Origin of the sequence: Hymenobacter lapidarius (genome assembly GCF_001816145.1) — a bacterium.
Taxonomy (GTDB): Bacteria; Bacteroidota; Bacteroidia; order Cytophagales; family Hymenobacteraceae; genus Hymenobacter; species Hymenobacter lapidarius.
The window spans coordinates 1-15,878 of record NZ_MDZB01000143.1 but is presented as its reverse complement, the minus strand read 5'-3'; the positions used below and the strand labels follow the sequence as shown (position 1 = coordinate 15,878).

General features: G+C 61.8%; 10 protein-coding genes and 1 pseudogene. 9 read left to right on the top strand and 2 right to left on the bottom strand.

Going from position 1 to position 15,878, the window contains the following annotated elements; all coding sequences use genetic code 11:
- Positions 1-392 precede the first annotated feature (392 nt).
- Positions 393-1,388 carry a LacI family DNA-binding transcriptional regulator gene (locus BEN47_RS17020; RefSeq protein ID WP_139147388.1) on the bottom strand — a complete coding sequence of 332 codons (996 nt, stop codon included), beginning with the start codon at positions 1,386-1,388 and terminating at the stop codon, positions 393-395.
- A 265-nt stretch (positions 1,389-1,653) separates the two neighbouring features.
- Positions 1,654-2,727, bottom strand: a complete 1,074-nt coding sequence (locus tag BEN47_RS17015) for a glycoside hydrolase family 43 protein (protein ID WP_204378342.1) — start codon at positions 2,725-2,727, stop codon at positions 1,654-1,656.
- A 351-nt stretch (positions 2,728-3,078) separates the two neighbouring features.
- On the opposite strand from BEN47_RS17015, the gene BEN47_RS17010 reads away from it, so the two are divergent.
- The 9 genes and pseudogenes from BEN47_RS17010 (at position 3,079) to BEN47_RS16975 (ending at position 15,772) form a co-directional block, all read left to right on the top strand.
- Positions 3,079-4,170, top strand: a complete 1,092-nt coding sequence (locus BEN47_RS17010; protein WP_070730022.1) for a glycoside hydrolase 5 family protein — start codon at positions 3,079-3,081, stop codon at positions 4,168-4,170.
- A gap of 31 nt (positions 4,171-4,201) precedes the next feature.
- Positions 4,202-5,257: a glycoside hydrolase family 43 protein gene (locus tag BEN47_RS17005; protein WP_070730020.1), complete on the top strand. Its 1,056-nt coding sequence runs from the start codon at positions 4,202-4,204 to the stop codon at positions 5,255-5,257.
- Between the two features lie 353 nt (positions 5,258-5,610).
- Positions 5,611-8,730, top strand: a complete 3,120-nt coding sequence (locus BEN47_RS17000) for a SusC/RagA family TonB-linked outer membrane protein (protein WP_083322530.1) — start codon at positions 5,611-5,613, stop codon at positions 8,728-8,730.
- Positions 8,731-8,765: 35 nt separating this feature from the next.
- A pseudogene (locus BEN47_RS16995) lies at positions 8,766-10,336 on the top strand (RagB/SusD family nutrient uptake outer membrane protein).
- Between the two features lie 245 nt (positions 10,337-10,581).
- On the top strand, positions 10,582-11,679 hold the full coding sequence (locus tag BEN47_RS16990) for a glycoside hydrolase family 43 protein (protein ID WP_070730018.1): 1,098 nt from the start codon (positions 10,582-10,584) through the stop codon (positions 11,677-11,679).
- A gap of 20 nt (positions 11,680-11,699) precedes the next feature.
- The gene (locus tag BEN47_RS22315; protein ID WP_239691648.1) at positions 11,700-12,644 is read left to right on the top strand and encodes a glycoside hydrolase family 43 protein; all 945 of its coding nucleotides are present in this window, start codon (positions 11,700-11,702) and stop codon (positions 12,642-12,644) included.
- Positions 12,584-13,300: a beta-xylosidase family glycoside hydrolase gene (locus BEN47_RS22310; protein ID WP_239691647.1), complete on the top strand. Its 717-nt coding sequence runs from the start codon at positions 12,584-12,586 to the stop codon at positions 13,298-13,300. Before BEN47_RS22315 ends, BEN47_RS22310 begins: the two co-directional genes overlap by 61 nt.
- A 59-nt stretch (positions 13,301-13,359) precedes the next feature.
- The gene (locus BEN47_RS16980; RefSeq protein WP_083322527.1) at positions 13,360-14,586 is read left to right on the top strand and encodes an aldose epimerase family protein; all 1,227 of its coding nucleotides are present in this window, start codon (positions 13,360-13,362) and stop codon (positions 14,584-14,586) included.
- A 352-nt stretch (positions 14,587-14,938) separates the two neighbouring features.
- The gene (locus BEN47_RS16975) at positions 14,939-15,772 is read left to right on the top strand and encodes an RICIN domain-containing protein (RefSeq protein WP_070730016.1); all 834 of its coding nucleotides are present in this window, start codon (positions 14,939-14,941) and stop codon (positions 15,770-15,772) included.
- Positions 15,773-15,878 lie beyond the last annotated feature (106 nt).

Genomic DNA, 15,878 nt, shown 5'->3' with positions numbered 1-15,878 from the left:
GCTACGGTAAAATGGCAGTTCACCCTGGAAAAAGCACGCGTCAAACTCGACCGCCACTACCAGAAGATTAGGGCAACTAACTTGCCTGACTAAGCACTAGTGAAATAAAAACGAAGCTGTCCAGCACCTAACCGAAGATTTTTCGCCCTATTGTCCTCGTCACGAAGAGGGTTGCGAATCGAGGACGTGTAATTCGAGCGTCATCCCGGACGCGAGTTTATGGCCAAACCCGGGGAGTCGGTCAAAAAAACGGAGCACGGCGGTTTTGAATGTGCCTTTCGTTCGGCAGAAAAACACCCGGACAGCATTCACGTAGCGGAAGCCTGGCAGCATTTGGGGTAAGCTGCGCGGCAACAGGGCGTAGAAGAGCAGAAGCACCGAATTCGCGTAACTTATCCCAAGCGTTGGGAAGAAGCGCGGACCAGCAGGTCGGGTTGCAGCACGATGCGGCGGGGCGAAAATGTGCTGCTTCCCTCCTCCAGTATCTCGAGGAAAAGCCGCATTGCCGACTGGCCCAGCTGCTCACAGCGCTGGTCTACCGACGTAAGCTTGGGCTCGGTGAGGGAGGTGAAGGTTTCGTTGCTGAACCCCACCAAGGCCACGTCCTGGGGCACCCGCAACCCGTGTCGCTTGATTTCTTCGAGGGCACCCACCACGGAAAAGTCGCTGGCGGAGAACACGGCGTCGGGCGGCTGGGGCAGGTGCAGCATGCGCCGCATGCCCGCAGCGCCGTTTTCCTGGGTCATGTCGCAGTTATACATCAGCTCTTCTTCCAGGGGTAAGCCCGCTTCGAGCAGGGCGTCGACATAACCTTGCCGGCGGTTTTTGTAGATGTTCAGGTGCTGCGGCCCACCAAAGTGCGCAATGCGCCGGCATCCTTGCGCCAGCAGGTGCTTGGTGCATTGGTAGCCCCCTTCCCGGTCGTCGATAACCACCGAGTTCACGTCCGTTCCGTCGAGCACCCGGTCAAAGAACACGAGGGGAATGTCCTGCTTGCGCACCTTGTCGAAGTGCTTAAAGTCGCGGGTGTTGCGGGCCAGCGACACCAAGATGCCCTCGACCTGCGCGCCGAGTAGGGTTTCGATGTTTTTGCGCTCGTGCGCCACGTCTTCGTTTGACTGGCAAATCATTACGTTGAAGCCCGCCTTGCTCGCCACGGCTTCGATGCCCTTGACCACCAAGGCAAAAAAGTGTCCGTCGATGTGCGGCACGATGACCCCGAGGATGTTGCTGCGGCCCTTGCGCAATCCGGCGGCGAGGTGGTTGGGCTGGTAATGCAGTTCCTTGGCCAGCTGCCAGACGCGTTTTTTGGTGCCCGCGCTAATGGAAGCATGGTCGTTCAGGGCCCTTGAGACGGTTGACACCGACACCCCAAGCTGATTGGCCAAATCCGAAATCGAATACTTTGCTCGAGCCAAGACCTTGTCGAATGGAAGCGGGTAGCGTGAAAGTAAAGGCCGGGGGCAGCGCGAACACGCCCCCGGATGCTGTGTAAAATTAGGTGTTTTGTGGGCTAATTCGTTGTTCGAACTCCTGCGGCCGCCTCTTATGACGGCTTGGCTACAGCCGCTGCGACGCAAGTAGCCGCTGGCCAGTGCGCTATGTTTCTGAAGGACGCTTAATGCAAATCCGGGAACCCCGCATCATCCCGTTTCATGGCTGCGGTTGCGGCGTATAAGTCGGCCCCAGGCACCGCGGGCCCTGCGCCGTCCAAGCGAGCTTATCGATGCAGAGCTGGCGCTCCTTCATGCCCGGGTCCCACGCGTGGTAGACCAGGTATTCCGTTTTGCCGTCGGGCCCCAGCACGTGCGAGTGGTGGCCGGGGCCGCGCACGTGGCCGGGCACGGCGTGCAGCACGCGCGGTCCCTTTTCAGCCCCAGCGTCGGAGTAGGGGCCCATGATGGTGCTGGCTACGCAATAATCGACGCCGTAGCGCGGGGTGAGGAAGTTGGCCCCGCTGTAGAAGCAGTAATACTTGCCGCCGTGCCGCCGGACAAACGGCCCTTCCAGGGTGTGCCATTCGGCAAAGGTGCGGTTGCCGTAGAGCGGCATGGTGCGGTTTTTCTCGAATACCGTCCAGTCGTGCCGAGCGCGCATCACGGTGCGGCTGCGGCCGGCCAGGCGGGTCATGTCTAGCAAGCGGTCCACCACTAGGCCGGTGCCGGGCCGGTAGCCGTCGTCCGAATCGGTGAAGTCGCGGGCATAAAACAAGTACCACTTGCCGTCGGCGTCGAGGTAGGGGTGGGCATCGATGGTGAACTGGCTGCCGGGTACGTCGAGCACAGCCACCTGCCGGTAGGGGCCCTGGGGGGTCTGGCTGGTGGCCACGTGCAGGCGGTGGCCCACGGTGGCCGCAATGGCTCCGCCCCCCATCGAGTAGTACATGTAGAACGTTCCCTGGTGGTATACCACCTCCGGGGCCCAGAAGTCCGCGCCTTCCGCGCCGGCGGGCGGGGTGAGTGCGCCGCCGGCTGGTTGCCAGTCCACCAAGTTGGCGGACGTGAGCAGGGTAAAGATGCGGCCATCAGCGGTGCGGCCCCGCCCAGTGGTGCCAAACGCGTAGTAGCGGCCCCGGTGCTTGAGCACGAACGGGTCGGGAAACTGGCCGGCAAATACCGGGTTGGTGTAGGTGCGACCCGCCGCCGCCTGGGCCGCGGCTTGATGGAGCACGGCCATCGAGGCCAAGCCGGCGCTGGCGCGGTTAAGGAATTTGCGACGAGAAAGCATGTGGAGTAGGAAGGAAAAAGCAGGAAAAAAGTGCCCGGCAAAAGCGGTTGCTAACGCCCAGGTTCAACCCAAAAAAACGACCAACGGTTGATGCAGCGCTAACAAACGAGAAGCTAGGCTAAGGCGAAGGTCGGGAAAACATCGTAAGTTGCCTACCAATACGCAAACGTTGCGTACGAAACCCGTAAATTCCCCCCGTTAACCCAATGTTACCGTTGGATTAATACCGGACAGAGTACGCGGCCGGCATGCATTGAAGGCTATCAGCCCGGCCAACGTAAAAGGCCGGGCGGAAAGAATCCACGGGCCATTTTATCAGTATTATAAACGCCTTTTTGCGTGCGCTTGCCCATGAAAAAAATGTTTCTCCTGCTGCTGCTTCTGTCCTCGTTCACCGACTCGTGGGCGCAAAAAACCAAGCTAAAAGCCAAAGGCAGCGCGCCGATAGCGGCCGACCAGCGTTGGCCGGCCGAAAAAGCCAACGCCTGGTACCGGGCGCATCCGTGGATGAGCGGCGCCAACTTCACGCCAAGTACGGCCATCAACCAACTGGAAATGTGGCAGGCCGCCACCTTCGACCCCGTCACCATCGACCGGGAGCTAGGCTGGGCCGAGGGCATTGGCTTCAACACCATGCGGGTGTTTCTGCACAGCTTGGCCTGGCAGCAGGACCCCGAGGGCTTCAAAAAGCGGATGGATATTTACCTCGGGCTGGCCGACAAGCACCACATCCAAACGATGTTCGTGTTTTTCGACGATTGCTGGAATAAAGACGCCAAAACCGGCCCGCAGCCCGCGCCCAAAACCGGGGTGCACAACTCCGGCTGGGTGCAGGACCCCGGCGACCCGGAATCGCGCGACTCGCTCACCTTCAGCAAGCTGCGGCCTTACGTGCAGGACGTGCTCACGCGCTTTGCCCACGACAAGCGCATCCTGCTGTGGGATTTATTCAACGAGCCCGGCAATTCGGGCAAGCTCGCTACCTCGCTGCCGCTGGTGCGCAACGTGTTTGCCTGGGCCCACGCCGTGCGCCCCGACCAGCCCCTGAGCGTGGGCCTGTGGAACTGGGACTTCGAGGCCCTGAATAAATATCAGGCCCTGCATTCGGATGTCATCACCTACCACAATTACGACGAGGCGCCCGCGCACCAGCGCGTGATTGAGCTGCTGGAGACCCACGGCCGCCCCCTCATTTGCACCGAGTACATGGCCCGGCCCCGCAACAGCCGGTTTGCCAACATCTTGCCTTTGCTTAAAACGCAGAACGTGGGCGCCATCAACTGGGGCCTGGTCGATGGCAAAACCAACACCAAGTACCAGTGGGACGTGCCCATTGCAGACGGCGGCGAGCCGGTGGAGTGGTTTCACGAAGTGTTTCGCCGGGATGGGACGCCGTACCGCGTCGACGAAACCAACCTGATTAAAAAGCTCAACGGCAAATAAGCCGCGCCTGCCACCTTTTTTATTCCGTGCGATGACAAAAACCTTGTGCGTCTTGTTACTGGCTTTGGCGCTGCATGGGTCCGGCCTGGCGCAGCCCACGGCGGGCCGGGCCACCGCCACCTTCACCAACCCCTTGCTGCCGGCCGGAGCCGACCCGTGGAGCATCTACCGCGGCGGCTACTATTATTACACCCACACCACGGGTCGCAACATCACGCTCTGGAAAACCCGCTCGCTGAGCCAGCTCGGCAGCGCACCCAAAACGGTGGTGTGGACGCCGCCCGCCACGGGCCCGAACGCGCACGACATCTGGGCCCCGGAGCTGCACTTTCTGGCCGGTAAGTGGTACCTCTACTACGCCGCCGACGCCGCCACCAACCAGACCCACCGGCTTTGGGTACTCGAAAACGCCTCGGCTGACCCCACCCAAGGCACCTGGACTGACAAAGGCCAGATAACGGACGCCACCGATAAGTGGGCCATCGACGGCTCGGTGTTCGAAAACAACGGCCAACTGTACTTCGTGTGGTCGGGTTGGGAAGGCGATGTAAACGGCCGGCAGAACATTTATCTGGCGCGCATGATAGACCCCTGGACTATAGCCAGCCCGCGCCTGAAAGTGTCGACACCGGTATTTGCCTGGGAGCGCAACGGCGACCTGCCCGCCACGGAAACTCCCGCGCACGTCGACGTGAACGAGGGCCCACAGGTGGTGCGCCACGGCAACCAGCTGGTGTTGATTTACTCAGCCAGCGGCTGTTGGACCGACACGTACGCCCTGGGCATGCTCACGGCCCCCGCCGACAGCGACCTGCTGCAGCCGGGCTCCTGGACGAAGTCGCCGGTGCCGGTGTTCCAGCAGGACCCGGCCCGCAAGGTGTACGCGCCGGGCCATAACTCATTTTTTAAGTCGCCCGACGGCACCGAGGATTGGCTGCTGTACCATGCCAACGACGCCCCCGGCCAGGGCTGCGGCCGCTTCCGGTCGCCCCGGGCTCAGCTTTTCACCTGGCGAGCCGACGGCACACCCGATTTCGGACGCCCCGTGGCTCCTGGGCAGCCCTTGGCCCGCCCATCGGGCGAGTAGCAACTCGGCTTTACCGACGAACAGGAAGCTCTCAATGCAAAGGTTTGCGAAATATTTTGAAACTCTTTTTTGTAAAAAAATTCACTTATTCGGCTGGATTGCAATATCAATATCCCGTTTGACCCGGGGAAGAACAACCGCAAAATCAACCCTAAATATGTCAAATTAACAAATAACGAGGCATAACATAGCATGTTAGGGCCTGAAGCAGTTTTCTCGTCGCAAACGCAGACGCCACAGACGGAAGTCATGTTTAAAAGAAATTATTTAGTGCTAAATTAGAATTGCAGAATAATATTACGCAAACGTTTGTTTTGACTCCTATATTTGTTTCTCCCACATCCTCTCATACCATGAAAAAACATTACTTGGGGTTACGCCGCCAAACCGTGCCGGCCTTGCTTTGCTGCCTGCCGCTGTGTATTTCCGCTTTGGCGGGTTTGCCGGCCGCTGCTCGTCCCACCACTGGCAGTACTGGCTGGACCTTGGTGGCCCCGGTTCAGACAGTGACCGGGCGCGTGGTTAACGAAAAAGGGGAGGGCATGCCGGGAGTAACGGTTCTTGAAAAAGGCACCGCCAACGGCATAGCCACGTCGGTTAATGGCAACTATGTGCTCACGGTGAGCGATAACGCCACACTCACGTTTTCTTTTGTCGGCTACACGAGCCAGGAAGTGGCCGTGAGCGGGCGCAGCGAAGTCAACGTCGCCCTGGCTGTTGATGCCAAGCAGCTCAACGAAGTGGTGGTGGTGGGCTACCTCACCCAGAAGCGCGAAGACGTAACCGGCTCGGTGGCCAGCGTTAGCGCCCAGGAGGTGCGCCGCGCGCCGGTAGCTTCCGTGGGTGAGGCCATTCAGGGCCGGATGCCGGGCGTGACGGTGACTAACTCCGGGGCACCGGGGCAGGCCCCAGTCATCAACATCCGCGGGCTGGGCACTATTGCCAGCGGCAGCGGCCCGCTCTACGTCATCGATGGCTTGTGGGTGCAAAATACCGGCGGACAGCGCGACTTTAACCCCGCCGACGTGGAATCGGTACAGGTGCTCAAGGACGCCGCTTCGCTGGCACCCTACGGCGCTTCGGGGGCCAACGGGGTGATTGTCATCACCACCAAAAAGGGCAAAGCGGGCGTGCCTGCCATCTCTTTCAGCGCCAACGGCGGGGTGCAGAACCTGGTGAACACGCTGGAGCTGACCAACGCCGCCCAGTGGGCTGCCCTCAACAACCAAGCCTACGATAACGCCGGGGCACCCCGCCAGCCCTTTGCAGCCAACCCGCCGGCCGGCATCGACACCGATTGGCAAAAAGAGTTTTTCAAGCAAGGCTCGGTGCAGGACTACAACCTGGGCTTTTCGGGCGGCGGGCCCAACTCCACCTTCAACGTGTCGGGCGGCTACTTCAAGCAGGACGGCACGGTGCAGGGACCAAAGTTTGACCGCTACAGCTTTCGGGTGAACACCGGCTTCAACCGCGGGCGGTTCCGCGTGGGCCAGAACGCCCTACTCACGCGCACCAACCAAACCCGCGTGAACGGCCGGCCCTTCATCGACATCGTGCGCATGCTACCCGTGATTCCGGTGTACGACGAGACCACGCCCGGCGGCTTCGGCATCGGTAATAACAACGCCACCACCTTCGGCACCAACCCTATTGCCCTGCAAAGCCTGCTCACCGACACCGGGGTGTCGAGCCGCCTCCAGGGCAACATATACGGCGAGGTTTCCATCTTCGACTTCCTGCGCTACCGCCTGAACCTGGCCACCGAGTACCACGGCTTCCGCGACCAGCAGAAGCGGCAGTTCGGCGTGTGGCGCCGCAACGACCCCACCACGCCCTCGTCCTACGGCGACACCCAGGGCACGGAGGTGTTCGGCATGGCCGAAAACACGCTCACCTTCGACAAAAGCTTTGGCGAGCACAACCTCACCGCCGTGGCCGGCTACAGCCAGCAGCGCACCCGCCAGGAAGTAACGCGGGGCGTGAACTTCGAGTACGGTCGCGGCCCCACGTACTACTGGGCCCTGGACGCGGGCAGCCAGACGCCGCAGGTGGCGGGCTCGTCGTTCACGCACACCAAGGAGTCATTCTTCGGCCAGCTCACCTACGATTACGACCAGCGCTACTTGGTCACGGCAGCTTACCGCCGCGACGGCTCGTCGCGCTTCCGGGCCGAGAACCGCTACGGCAACTTCGGGGCGGCCTCGGTGGGCTGGCGCGTGTCGAAGGAGAAGTTCTTTGAAAGCATCAGCGTCTTTTCTGACCTCAAGCTGCGCGCCTCCTACGGCCAGCTCGGTAACGACTTGCTGGGCGGGGCCTACGGCGGCTCGTACCGCTACCAGGGGTTTATTAATACCAACGCCAACTACGTGCTGGGCGGGGCCGTCCAGAACGGGGCCATTCAGACCCAGTTTGCCAGCCCGGACATCCGCTGGGAAACCCGTCGCACCACCAACGTGGGCCTCGACGCTGGCTTTGTGGAAAACCGCCTGACGCTTTCGGCCGACTACTACGTGTCGCAAACCACAGGCGCGCTGATTGACCCCGCCCTGCCGCTGTTTTTTGGCAACGCCGGCAGCAACCCGTTCCGCAACTTGGGCAAGCTCGAAAATAAGGGCTTTGAGCTGCAGCTCGGCTACAACGACGCCCGTGGCCCGTTCCGCTACGGTGCTTCGGTTAACCTGACCACCGTTGACAACAAGGTGCTGGACCTGGGCAACGCCGGCGGCGACCCCAACGGCACCCCCAACTTCTTCAACGGCGGCCCTAATGCCATCACCCGCACCGAGGTGGGCCAGGAAATCGGCTCGTTCTTCCTCTACCAGTTCGACGGCATCTATCAGAACGGCGACTCCAACATTCCAACGGGCCTGAGCCCCGGCGACGTGCGCTACAAGGACAGCAACGGCGATGGCCGCATCGACGACAAGGACCGGGTGCACGTGGGCAACGTGTTTCCCAAACTGCAGTACGGTGCCAACCTGAGCCTGGGCTACGGCGTGGTCGACCTGACCGCCTTCGTGCAGGGCGTGCAAGGCAACGACGTGTTTAACGTGGACAAGTACTGGCTCGACCGCACCGACGACAACGGCAACCACCGGGTTGATTTCAATCCTTGGACGCCGCAAAACCCGTCGACCACCACGCCGCGCTCCCTCATTGCGGGCGGCCCCCGCAGCGGCACTGCCGCGGGCAACAACGACCGTTTTAACAGCACGCGCTGGCTGGAAAGCGGCTCGTACCTGCGCCTGAAGAACCTGCAGGTGGGCGTGACTGTGCCCAAAACATTGCTGGAACGCTCGAAGTACGTGGCTTCGTTGCGCCTGTACGCTACTGCCCAAAACCTGTTCACCGCAACGAAGTACAGCGGCTACGACCCCGAAACCGTGGGCTCGGGTTCGTTGGCGCGCGGCGTCGATGAAGGCTCGTACCCCAACCTGCGCTCCTTCACGTTAGGCATCCAGGCCGGCTTCTAAGCTTCGTTTCTCTCGATTTTTTAACAAATACCGATATGAAAGTCAATTTTTTAGCCCGATTGGTTCTGGCTGGAACGCTGCTGCTCTCCGCCACGGCCTGCGAGAAGGACCTGCTGAACCAGCTGAATCCCAACCTGCCCACCACCGAGTCGTTCTTTAAAACCAGCGAAGACGCGGTGCGCGCTTCCACCGCCGCCTACGCTGGACTGCAGGGCCTGGGCATGTACCGGCGCTGGCTCAACTTCGCCTTCGATTTGCGCGACGACACCGGCTTCAGCCAGAGCCCCTGGGGCGAGCTGGCCGACTTCACCCGCTTTGTCCAAACCAACTATGATTTCGAGGTGTCGCGCGATATCTATCGCGACCACTACCGTACCATTTACCGCGCCAACCAAGTTATCGCCAATGTGCCCGGCATTCAGATGGACGCGACCCTGCAAAAGCGCTTGGTGGCCGAGGCCCGGTTTCTGCGGGCGCTGAGCTACTTCAACTTGGTGTCGCTCTACGGCAATGTGCCGCTGGTCGTGGCACCGCCCACCGATTTGAACGCCATTCCGCCGCAGGGCACCGAAGCCGAGGTGTGGGCATTGGTCATTAGCGACCTCATGTCAGCCCAGCCCGACTTACCGGCCTCGTACACCGGTGCCGACCTGGGGCGCGCCACCCGCGGCGCCGCCACCACGCTGCTGGGCAAGGCTTACATGCAAAACCGCCGGTGGGCGGAGGCCCAGGCCCAGTTTGCGCAGGTCATCGGCTCGGGCACCTACCGCCTGACGACGAACTACACCGACAATTTCCGCCACACCACTGAGAACAACTCGGAGTCCATCTTCGAGGTACAATTCTCCGACGTTAACCGCGGTGGCAACGACGCCGGCGGCGGTCCCTCCGCCAGTTCCTCGCAGGGCGGGCAGCGCTCCCAGTTCTGGGGCGTGCCGGGCTTTGGCTTTAACGATGGCGAACTGCGCCCTTGGGTGGTGCGTGAGTTTTTGCAGGAAGGCACCACTTCGGGGCAGCGTGACCCGCGGCTGGCCGCTACCGTGTTTTACAATCGGTTCGACCTGACCCAGTTCCCCAGTACCTTGCCGCCCGACAACGACCGGGGAGTGTACGGCAGCGGCAACTTTGAGACGCGTTACGCCGGCAACCCCCGCAACCTGGGCCGCGTGTATTACCGCAAGTACGCCACCGACTACTACCGCACCTTCGAGGATTTCGATTCGCCCATCAACCACCGCGTGATGCGCTACGCCGACGTGCTGCTGCTGCAGGCCGAGGCCTTGAACGAGCAAAACAACCCGGCCGCGCCATCCCATTGGTGAACCAGGTGCGCGCGCGCGCCGGGCTGGCGCCCTTGGCAGCGGGGCTGTCGCAGACGGCCCTGCGCACCCAGCTCATGCACGAACGCATCACCGAACTTGCCGGTGAAGGCGTGCGTTGGTTCGACCTGCAGCGCTACGGAGTGCTCACCAACCAAGCCGGCATCGACCAGCTAAAGCAGCGCGACCCCAGCTTCACCGGATTCCGGGCAGACCGCGACCGTTTGTTGCCACTGATACAAATCGACATCGACCTGGGTCGCTTACGCCAAAACCCTAACTATTAGCAGTAAACGAATCAACAAGCGGCAAGGCCCGAGCCTCGCTAACCAAGGGCTTGTGGTCTGACTATTTGTTGCTCGCTGCTGATTGCCCGCGTTTGCCCGATGACCGTCGGGCCCTTTGGGGGCGACGGCTGTTTAGGCTCAAAGTAAGAAAGCAATGTTTGGCGGCCGGGCCGCAGTTTTTGCCCGGGTTGTGGAAATACTCCTAACTTATCCCTGTTATTCTCTGATTCCTGTTCCCTGTCCTTATGCTGTTATTCCGTTCTTCGTTCTGGACCACGCTGCTACTGGCCGGCACGCTGGGCTGCTCGAAAAGCTCACCCACGGTGGTGCCCCAGGGGCCGCCACCGACCACGCCCGTCGCCACTACGTTCACCAACCCGCTGCTGGCTGCTGGCCCTGACCCGTGGGTGTATCAAAAAGACGGCTTCTACTACTACATGCACACCACCGGCAACAACGTGGTACTGCGCAAAACGGCCAAAATGAGCGAATTGGGTTCGGCCGTGAGCACCACCATCTGGGCAGCTCCGGCCACGGGCCCGAACTCGCAAAACGTATGGGCCCCGGAGCTGCATTTCCTCGACGGCAAGTGGTACGTGTACTTCACGGCGGGCCCCCCCGGCTGCTGCGGCGGCCAACGCCTGTGGATGCTGGAAAATGCGAATGCTGACCCTACCACCGGCGCCTGGACTGAACGGGGCCAGCTGGCCGTGCCGGGCCAGGACCTGTGGGCCATCGACGGTACCATTCTGGAGCAGAACGGGGGGCGCTACCTGCTCTGGTCGGGGCAGGAACCCAACTCGGAGCAGCAAAACCTCTACATCTGCCGCATGAGCAGCCCAACGGCGCTCACCGGGGCGCGGGTGCAGCTCAGCGCGCCGCAGTACGGCTGGGAGCTCAACGGCTTCCCGAAGGTGAACGAGGCCCCCCAGGTGCTCCGCCACGGCAGCAAAACGGTGCTGGTGTATTCGGCCAGCCACTGCAGCACCGACGACTATGCCCTGGGCATGCTCACGGCACCAGCCACCGCCGACCCCATGATGCTGGCTTCGTGGACGAAGTCGCCCACCCCCATTTTTGTAAAAAACCCCGCGGGGCAAGCCTACGGGCCGGGCCATAATGGTTTTTTCACTTCGCGCACCGGCAACGAGGACTGGATTATATACCACGCCAACCCGCGCACGGGCCAGGGCTGCGGCGACAGCCGCAGCCCCCGGATGCAGAAATTTACCTGGCGCGCCGACGACACCCCAGACTTTGGCACTCCGGTGCCGCTGGGGGTGTCCTTGCCCCGCGCGGGGAGTAGCGCCGGCAACCCGTCTTACTTCTTTTCACCCCGCTGACAGCCGCCTGCTTGAATTTTATGACCCTGCCTATTCGCTGCCTCGGTGGCACCTTCCTGCTGGCCAGCGCCCTGCTTGGAAGCTGCCAGCGGCCCGCCGCTACCGGTGGTGCCGCCACCGCTGGTACGGCTCCGGCCGCCGCGCTGGTTATTACCAACCCGGTGCTGCCGGGCGATTTCCCAGACCCGTCGGTGGTGAAGGTGGGCGACACGTACTGGGCCACTGCCACTACCTCGAATTGGGGTCCGGCATTTCCGCTGCTGTCTTCCAAGAACCTGACCGACTGGAAGCTGGTGGGCCACGTGTTCCCGGGCGAGCGGCCGGCCTGGGCCGATTACTACTTCTGGGCCCCTGAAATCAGCCAGGACGGCGGCAAGACGTACGTGTTCTACGCCGCCCACAAGCGGGGCGGCAATCTGGCCGTGGGCGTGGCCAGTGCCCCGCGCCCCGAAGGCCCTTATACTGACCATGGGCCCTTGGTGGGCCAGCCTGCTGGCTCGATTGACGGCTTCCCGATGCGCGACGAAAAAGGCCAGCTCTACCTCATTTGGAAGGAGGACGGCAACAGCGTGCAGCAGCCCACGCCCATCTGGGCGCAGCGGCTGAACGACGCCCGCACCGCGCTGGTGGGCGAAAAAACAGAGCTGTTCCGCAATGACCCCGCCACTTGGGAGGGCAACCTCGTGGAGGGCGTATCGATGGTGCGCCACGACGGCTACTTCTATGCCTTTTACGCCGGCAACGGCTGCTGCGGACGCGGCTGCACCTACGCTACCGGCGTAGCCCGAGCCAAAACCCTGCTCGGCCCCTGGGAGAAGCACGCCGACAACCCGATTCTGCTCAACAACGATACCTGGAAGTGCCCCGGCCACGGTACTGCCCTGGAGTACCGGGGCGCTGGTACATGCTGCACCACGCCTACGAAGCCGGCAGCCACGAGTTTGCGGGCCGGCAGGGCGTGCTGAGCGAATTTGAGTGGACGGCCGCGGGCTGGCCGGCGTTCCGGGGCAAAAGCACGCCAGTAGCCGCGCCGGCCGTGGCCGCCCGCGCCAGTGCAGTGGCCGACGAGTTCACGGGCCGGACCCTGGACCTGGCCTGGCAATGGCCGGTGGAGTACCGGCCCACCTTCGCGGTGAGCGGGGGGCAGCTGCGCCTCACCGCCCGTCCCGACCACAGCGGCGCGGCCCTCGGCCGCTCGACCACGGCTGCCGCTTACACCGCTACCACCACGCTGCTGAACCCCGGTACGCTGGCCGCAGGCACCCGCGCCGGTCTGGCTGCCCATGGCGACCCCGACAACACCCTGATGCTGGTGGCCAGCGCCGGCAAAGTGCAGCTGCTGCAGCTGGAAAAAGGGCAAACTAAAACTCTGGCCGAAGTGCCCCTGCCCGCCACCAAAGCCTTGGAGCTGCGCCTGCAGGCCCGGCAAGGCAGTCAGTTTAGCTTTGCCTGGCGCACTACCGGCGGCCCTACATGGCAAACTCTGCCCGCGTCGGGCGCCCCAGTCGACGGCCGTTTCCTGCCGCCCTGGGACCGGGGCGTGCGCGTGGGCGTGGTGGCACAGGGTGCGCCAACTGGCGTGGCAGTGTTCGAAAATTTCACCCTGACCGCCCAGCCCTGACCCCAATTCCGGGCCGCTGCCCGGCGAGTTGCCTGCTTCAACGCTTCACCTTTTTTGACATGCCTATTTCTTTCCGTGCTGGCCTGGCTGGCGTTTTAACCAACCTGGCTTTGCTGACCGCCTGCAACTCCCCGACGTCCTCTACCAATGTCGCCGAAGGGACTAACGGCCGCCCGGCCGGTGCGGCCGACTCCAGCGCGTCGGCTTCGCGCGCCCTGCCCCTCACCACTGATTTTGGCAAGACTGCCGACGGACAGGCGGTGCAGCTTTTCACGCTTACCAACGCGCACGGCCTCAAAGCTACCATCAGCACCTACGGCGGCACGCTCACCAGCCTGCTCACGCCCGACCGCAAGGGGCAATTGGGCGACGTGGTGCTGGGCTTCGACAACCTGGCCGGCTACACGAGCGACCTATATCTCCAGGAAGGTCCCTATTTCGGGGCGCTAATTGGGCGCTACGGTAACCGCATCGCCAAGGGCAAATTCACGCTCGACGGCCAGGCTTACACTTTGGCGCTGAACAACGCCCCCAATACCCTGCACGGCGGCAAGCGCGGCTTCGACAAAGTGGTGTGGACGGCCCAGCCGGGCACCTCGGCCACCGGTCAGACGCTGGCGCTCAGCTATACTAGCAGGGATGGCGAGGAGGGCTACCCCGGCACCTTGGCGGTGAAAGTGGTATACACTCTGACCGAAGACGACGCCCTCCGCCTCGACTACACGGCCACCACCGACAAAGCCACGCCCCTTAACCTCACCAGCCACAGCTATTTCAACCTAAACCACGGCCAGGCCAAAAATGCCCTCGGCCACGTGCTGACGCTGAACGCGAACCGGTTTACGGTCGTAGACGCCACCCTGATTCCGACCGGCGAGCTCCGGGCGGTGCCGGGCACGCCCATGGACTTCCGCGAGCCCCACGCCATCGGTGAGCGCATTGCGCAGGTGCCCGGCGCCGCGCCCGGTGGCTACGACCACAACTGGGTGCTGGCAGACCAAATGCGTACCGCCCCGGCCCTGGCCGCCACCGTGTTCGAGCCCGTTACGGGGCGCACCATGAGCGTCTACACCGACCAGCCCGGCATTCAGTTTTACTCCGGTAACTTTCTGAAAGGCAATTTGAAAGGAAAAGGCGGCGTGGCCTACCCGCAGCACTACGGCTTCTGTCTTGAAACCCAGCATTTCCCCGATTCACCCAATCGGCCCGCCTTCCCCGGCACGGTGTTGCGGCCGAACGAAGTGTTCCACTCCGTGACGGAATACCGCTTCGGTGTGCGCCCTTAATTTTAGTCCGGCGTTGAAGGAGCCCTTGGCAAGCGTAGGCGCAAGCATCAGCCAATAAGAGACGCTGCAGGTTGAAACCGTTTTGCCGCATTCCGTGCGGGGGAGGGCCTGGCAAAAAGAGCGGCAACGCCCTGATTCAAAGGCCAGACCGAAAAACAGGAGCAGCCAGCGTCATCTGAATTAAACTAAGCAAACGTTTGCGTAATATTAGAATAAATTTCGGGTAAGCCCGTATATTTACATAATACCGATTTGGCGGCGCGGTAGCCGTTAATACGTCTTTTCCCCAACCCATTCCCTTTTTCATGAAAAATCTTTTCTCTTCAGTTCGCTGGCGGCAATTGGCCTGCTATTGGCCGGGCCATCGGCTTCGGCCCAGTTCTCCACTGGCCCCATCGTGAACGGCGGCACTTATAAGATAACGCACTATTTTGTAAAGGCGACCAACGGCGACCCGCTCTGCGTGGAGGTGGCCGGTAATTCGGCCGTGGCGGGGGCCGCGGTGCAGCAGTTCAACGACAACGGTAACGATGCCCAGCGCTTCATTTTTGAGTTGCAGGCCGACGGTTCGTACAAGTTGCGGCACAAAGGCACCAACATGTACATCCAGACCGTGGCGCTGAGCTCGGCCGTTTTTGCCGAGTTGGAACAGAACGTGTCGACCAACGACCCCGGCCAGCAATGGGTCATCACCGAAAACCCTGGCAGCAATGCTGACAACCCGAATCCGCCGGCTGGCTTGTACGAGTTCAAGCTAAAAAAGTCAGTTGGGCAAATGCCCTTCGAAATGTGCATGGAAGTACCCAGCGCCAACAACTTAGCGGGGCAGCGGCTGAAATTGTTCGACGACAACGACTACGCCCGCGCCCAGCGCTTCCAGCTCACCCTGGTTTCGATGCCGACAGCCACCAAAAACGCGAGCGACCTGGTGCTGAAAGCGCAGGCCTATCCCAACCCTTTTGGCCAAGGGCAGGCGTTATCGGTTAAGGTAGAAGCCCTCAGCGGTGGTTCGGCCACGGTAAGCGTGATTGACGCGCTGGGCCATATCGTGCACAGCCAGCAGGCCGCGTTGAGAGCGGGTGCCAATACCATAATACTTAGCAATCCGGTGTTGGCAGCGGGCATGTATGTGGTGCGCGTGAACCAAGGTTTCAACACGCAACAGATTCAGGTGGCGCAGCAATAGAGCATACTAAGCAGTCACGCAAAATTAATCGTATAGTTTTTTCCGACTCGTTTTAGGACGTATTCAATGCGTTGGAGCAAGGTTTGGTCGGATTGGTAGTCTTCCG

Coding starts and splice junctions, on each gene's coding strand:
- BEN47_RS17015 (WP_204378342.1), bottom strand. CDS start 2,727: ATGCTTTCTCGTCGCAAATTCCTTAACCGCGCCAGCGCCGGCTTGGCC.
- BEN47_RS17010 (WP_070730022.1), top strand. CDS start 3,079: ATGAAAAAAATGTTTCTCCTGCTGCTGCTTCTGTCCTCGTTCACCGAC.
- BEN47_RS17005 (WP_070730020.1), top strand. CDS start 4,202: ATGACAAAAACCTTGTGCGTCTTGTTACTGGCTTTGGCGCTGCATGGG.
- BEN47_RS17000 (WP_083322530.1), top strand. CDS start 5,611: ATGAAAAAACATTACTTGGGGTTACGCCGCCAAACCGTGCCGGCCTTG.
- BEN47_RS16990 (WP_070730018.1), top strand. CDS start 10,582: ATGCTGTTATTCCGTTCTTCGTTCTGGACCACGCTGCTACTGGCCGGC.
- BEN47_RS22315 (WP_239691648.1), top strand. CDS start 11,700: ATGACCCTGCCTATTCGCTGCCTCGGTGGCACCTTCCTGCTGGCCAGC.
- BEN47_RS22310 (WP_239691647.1), top strand. CDS start 12,584: ATGCTGCACCACGCCTACGAAGCCGGCAGCCACGAGTTTGCGGGCCGG.
- BEN47_RS16980 (WP_083322527.1), top strand. CDS start 13,360: ATGCCTATTTCTTTCCGTGCTGGCCTGGCTGGCGTTTTAACCAACCTG.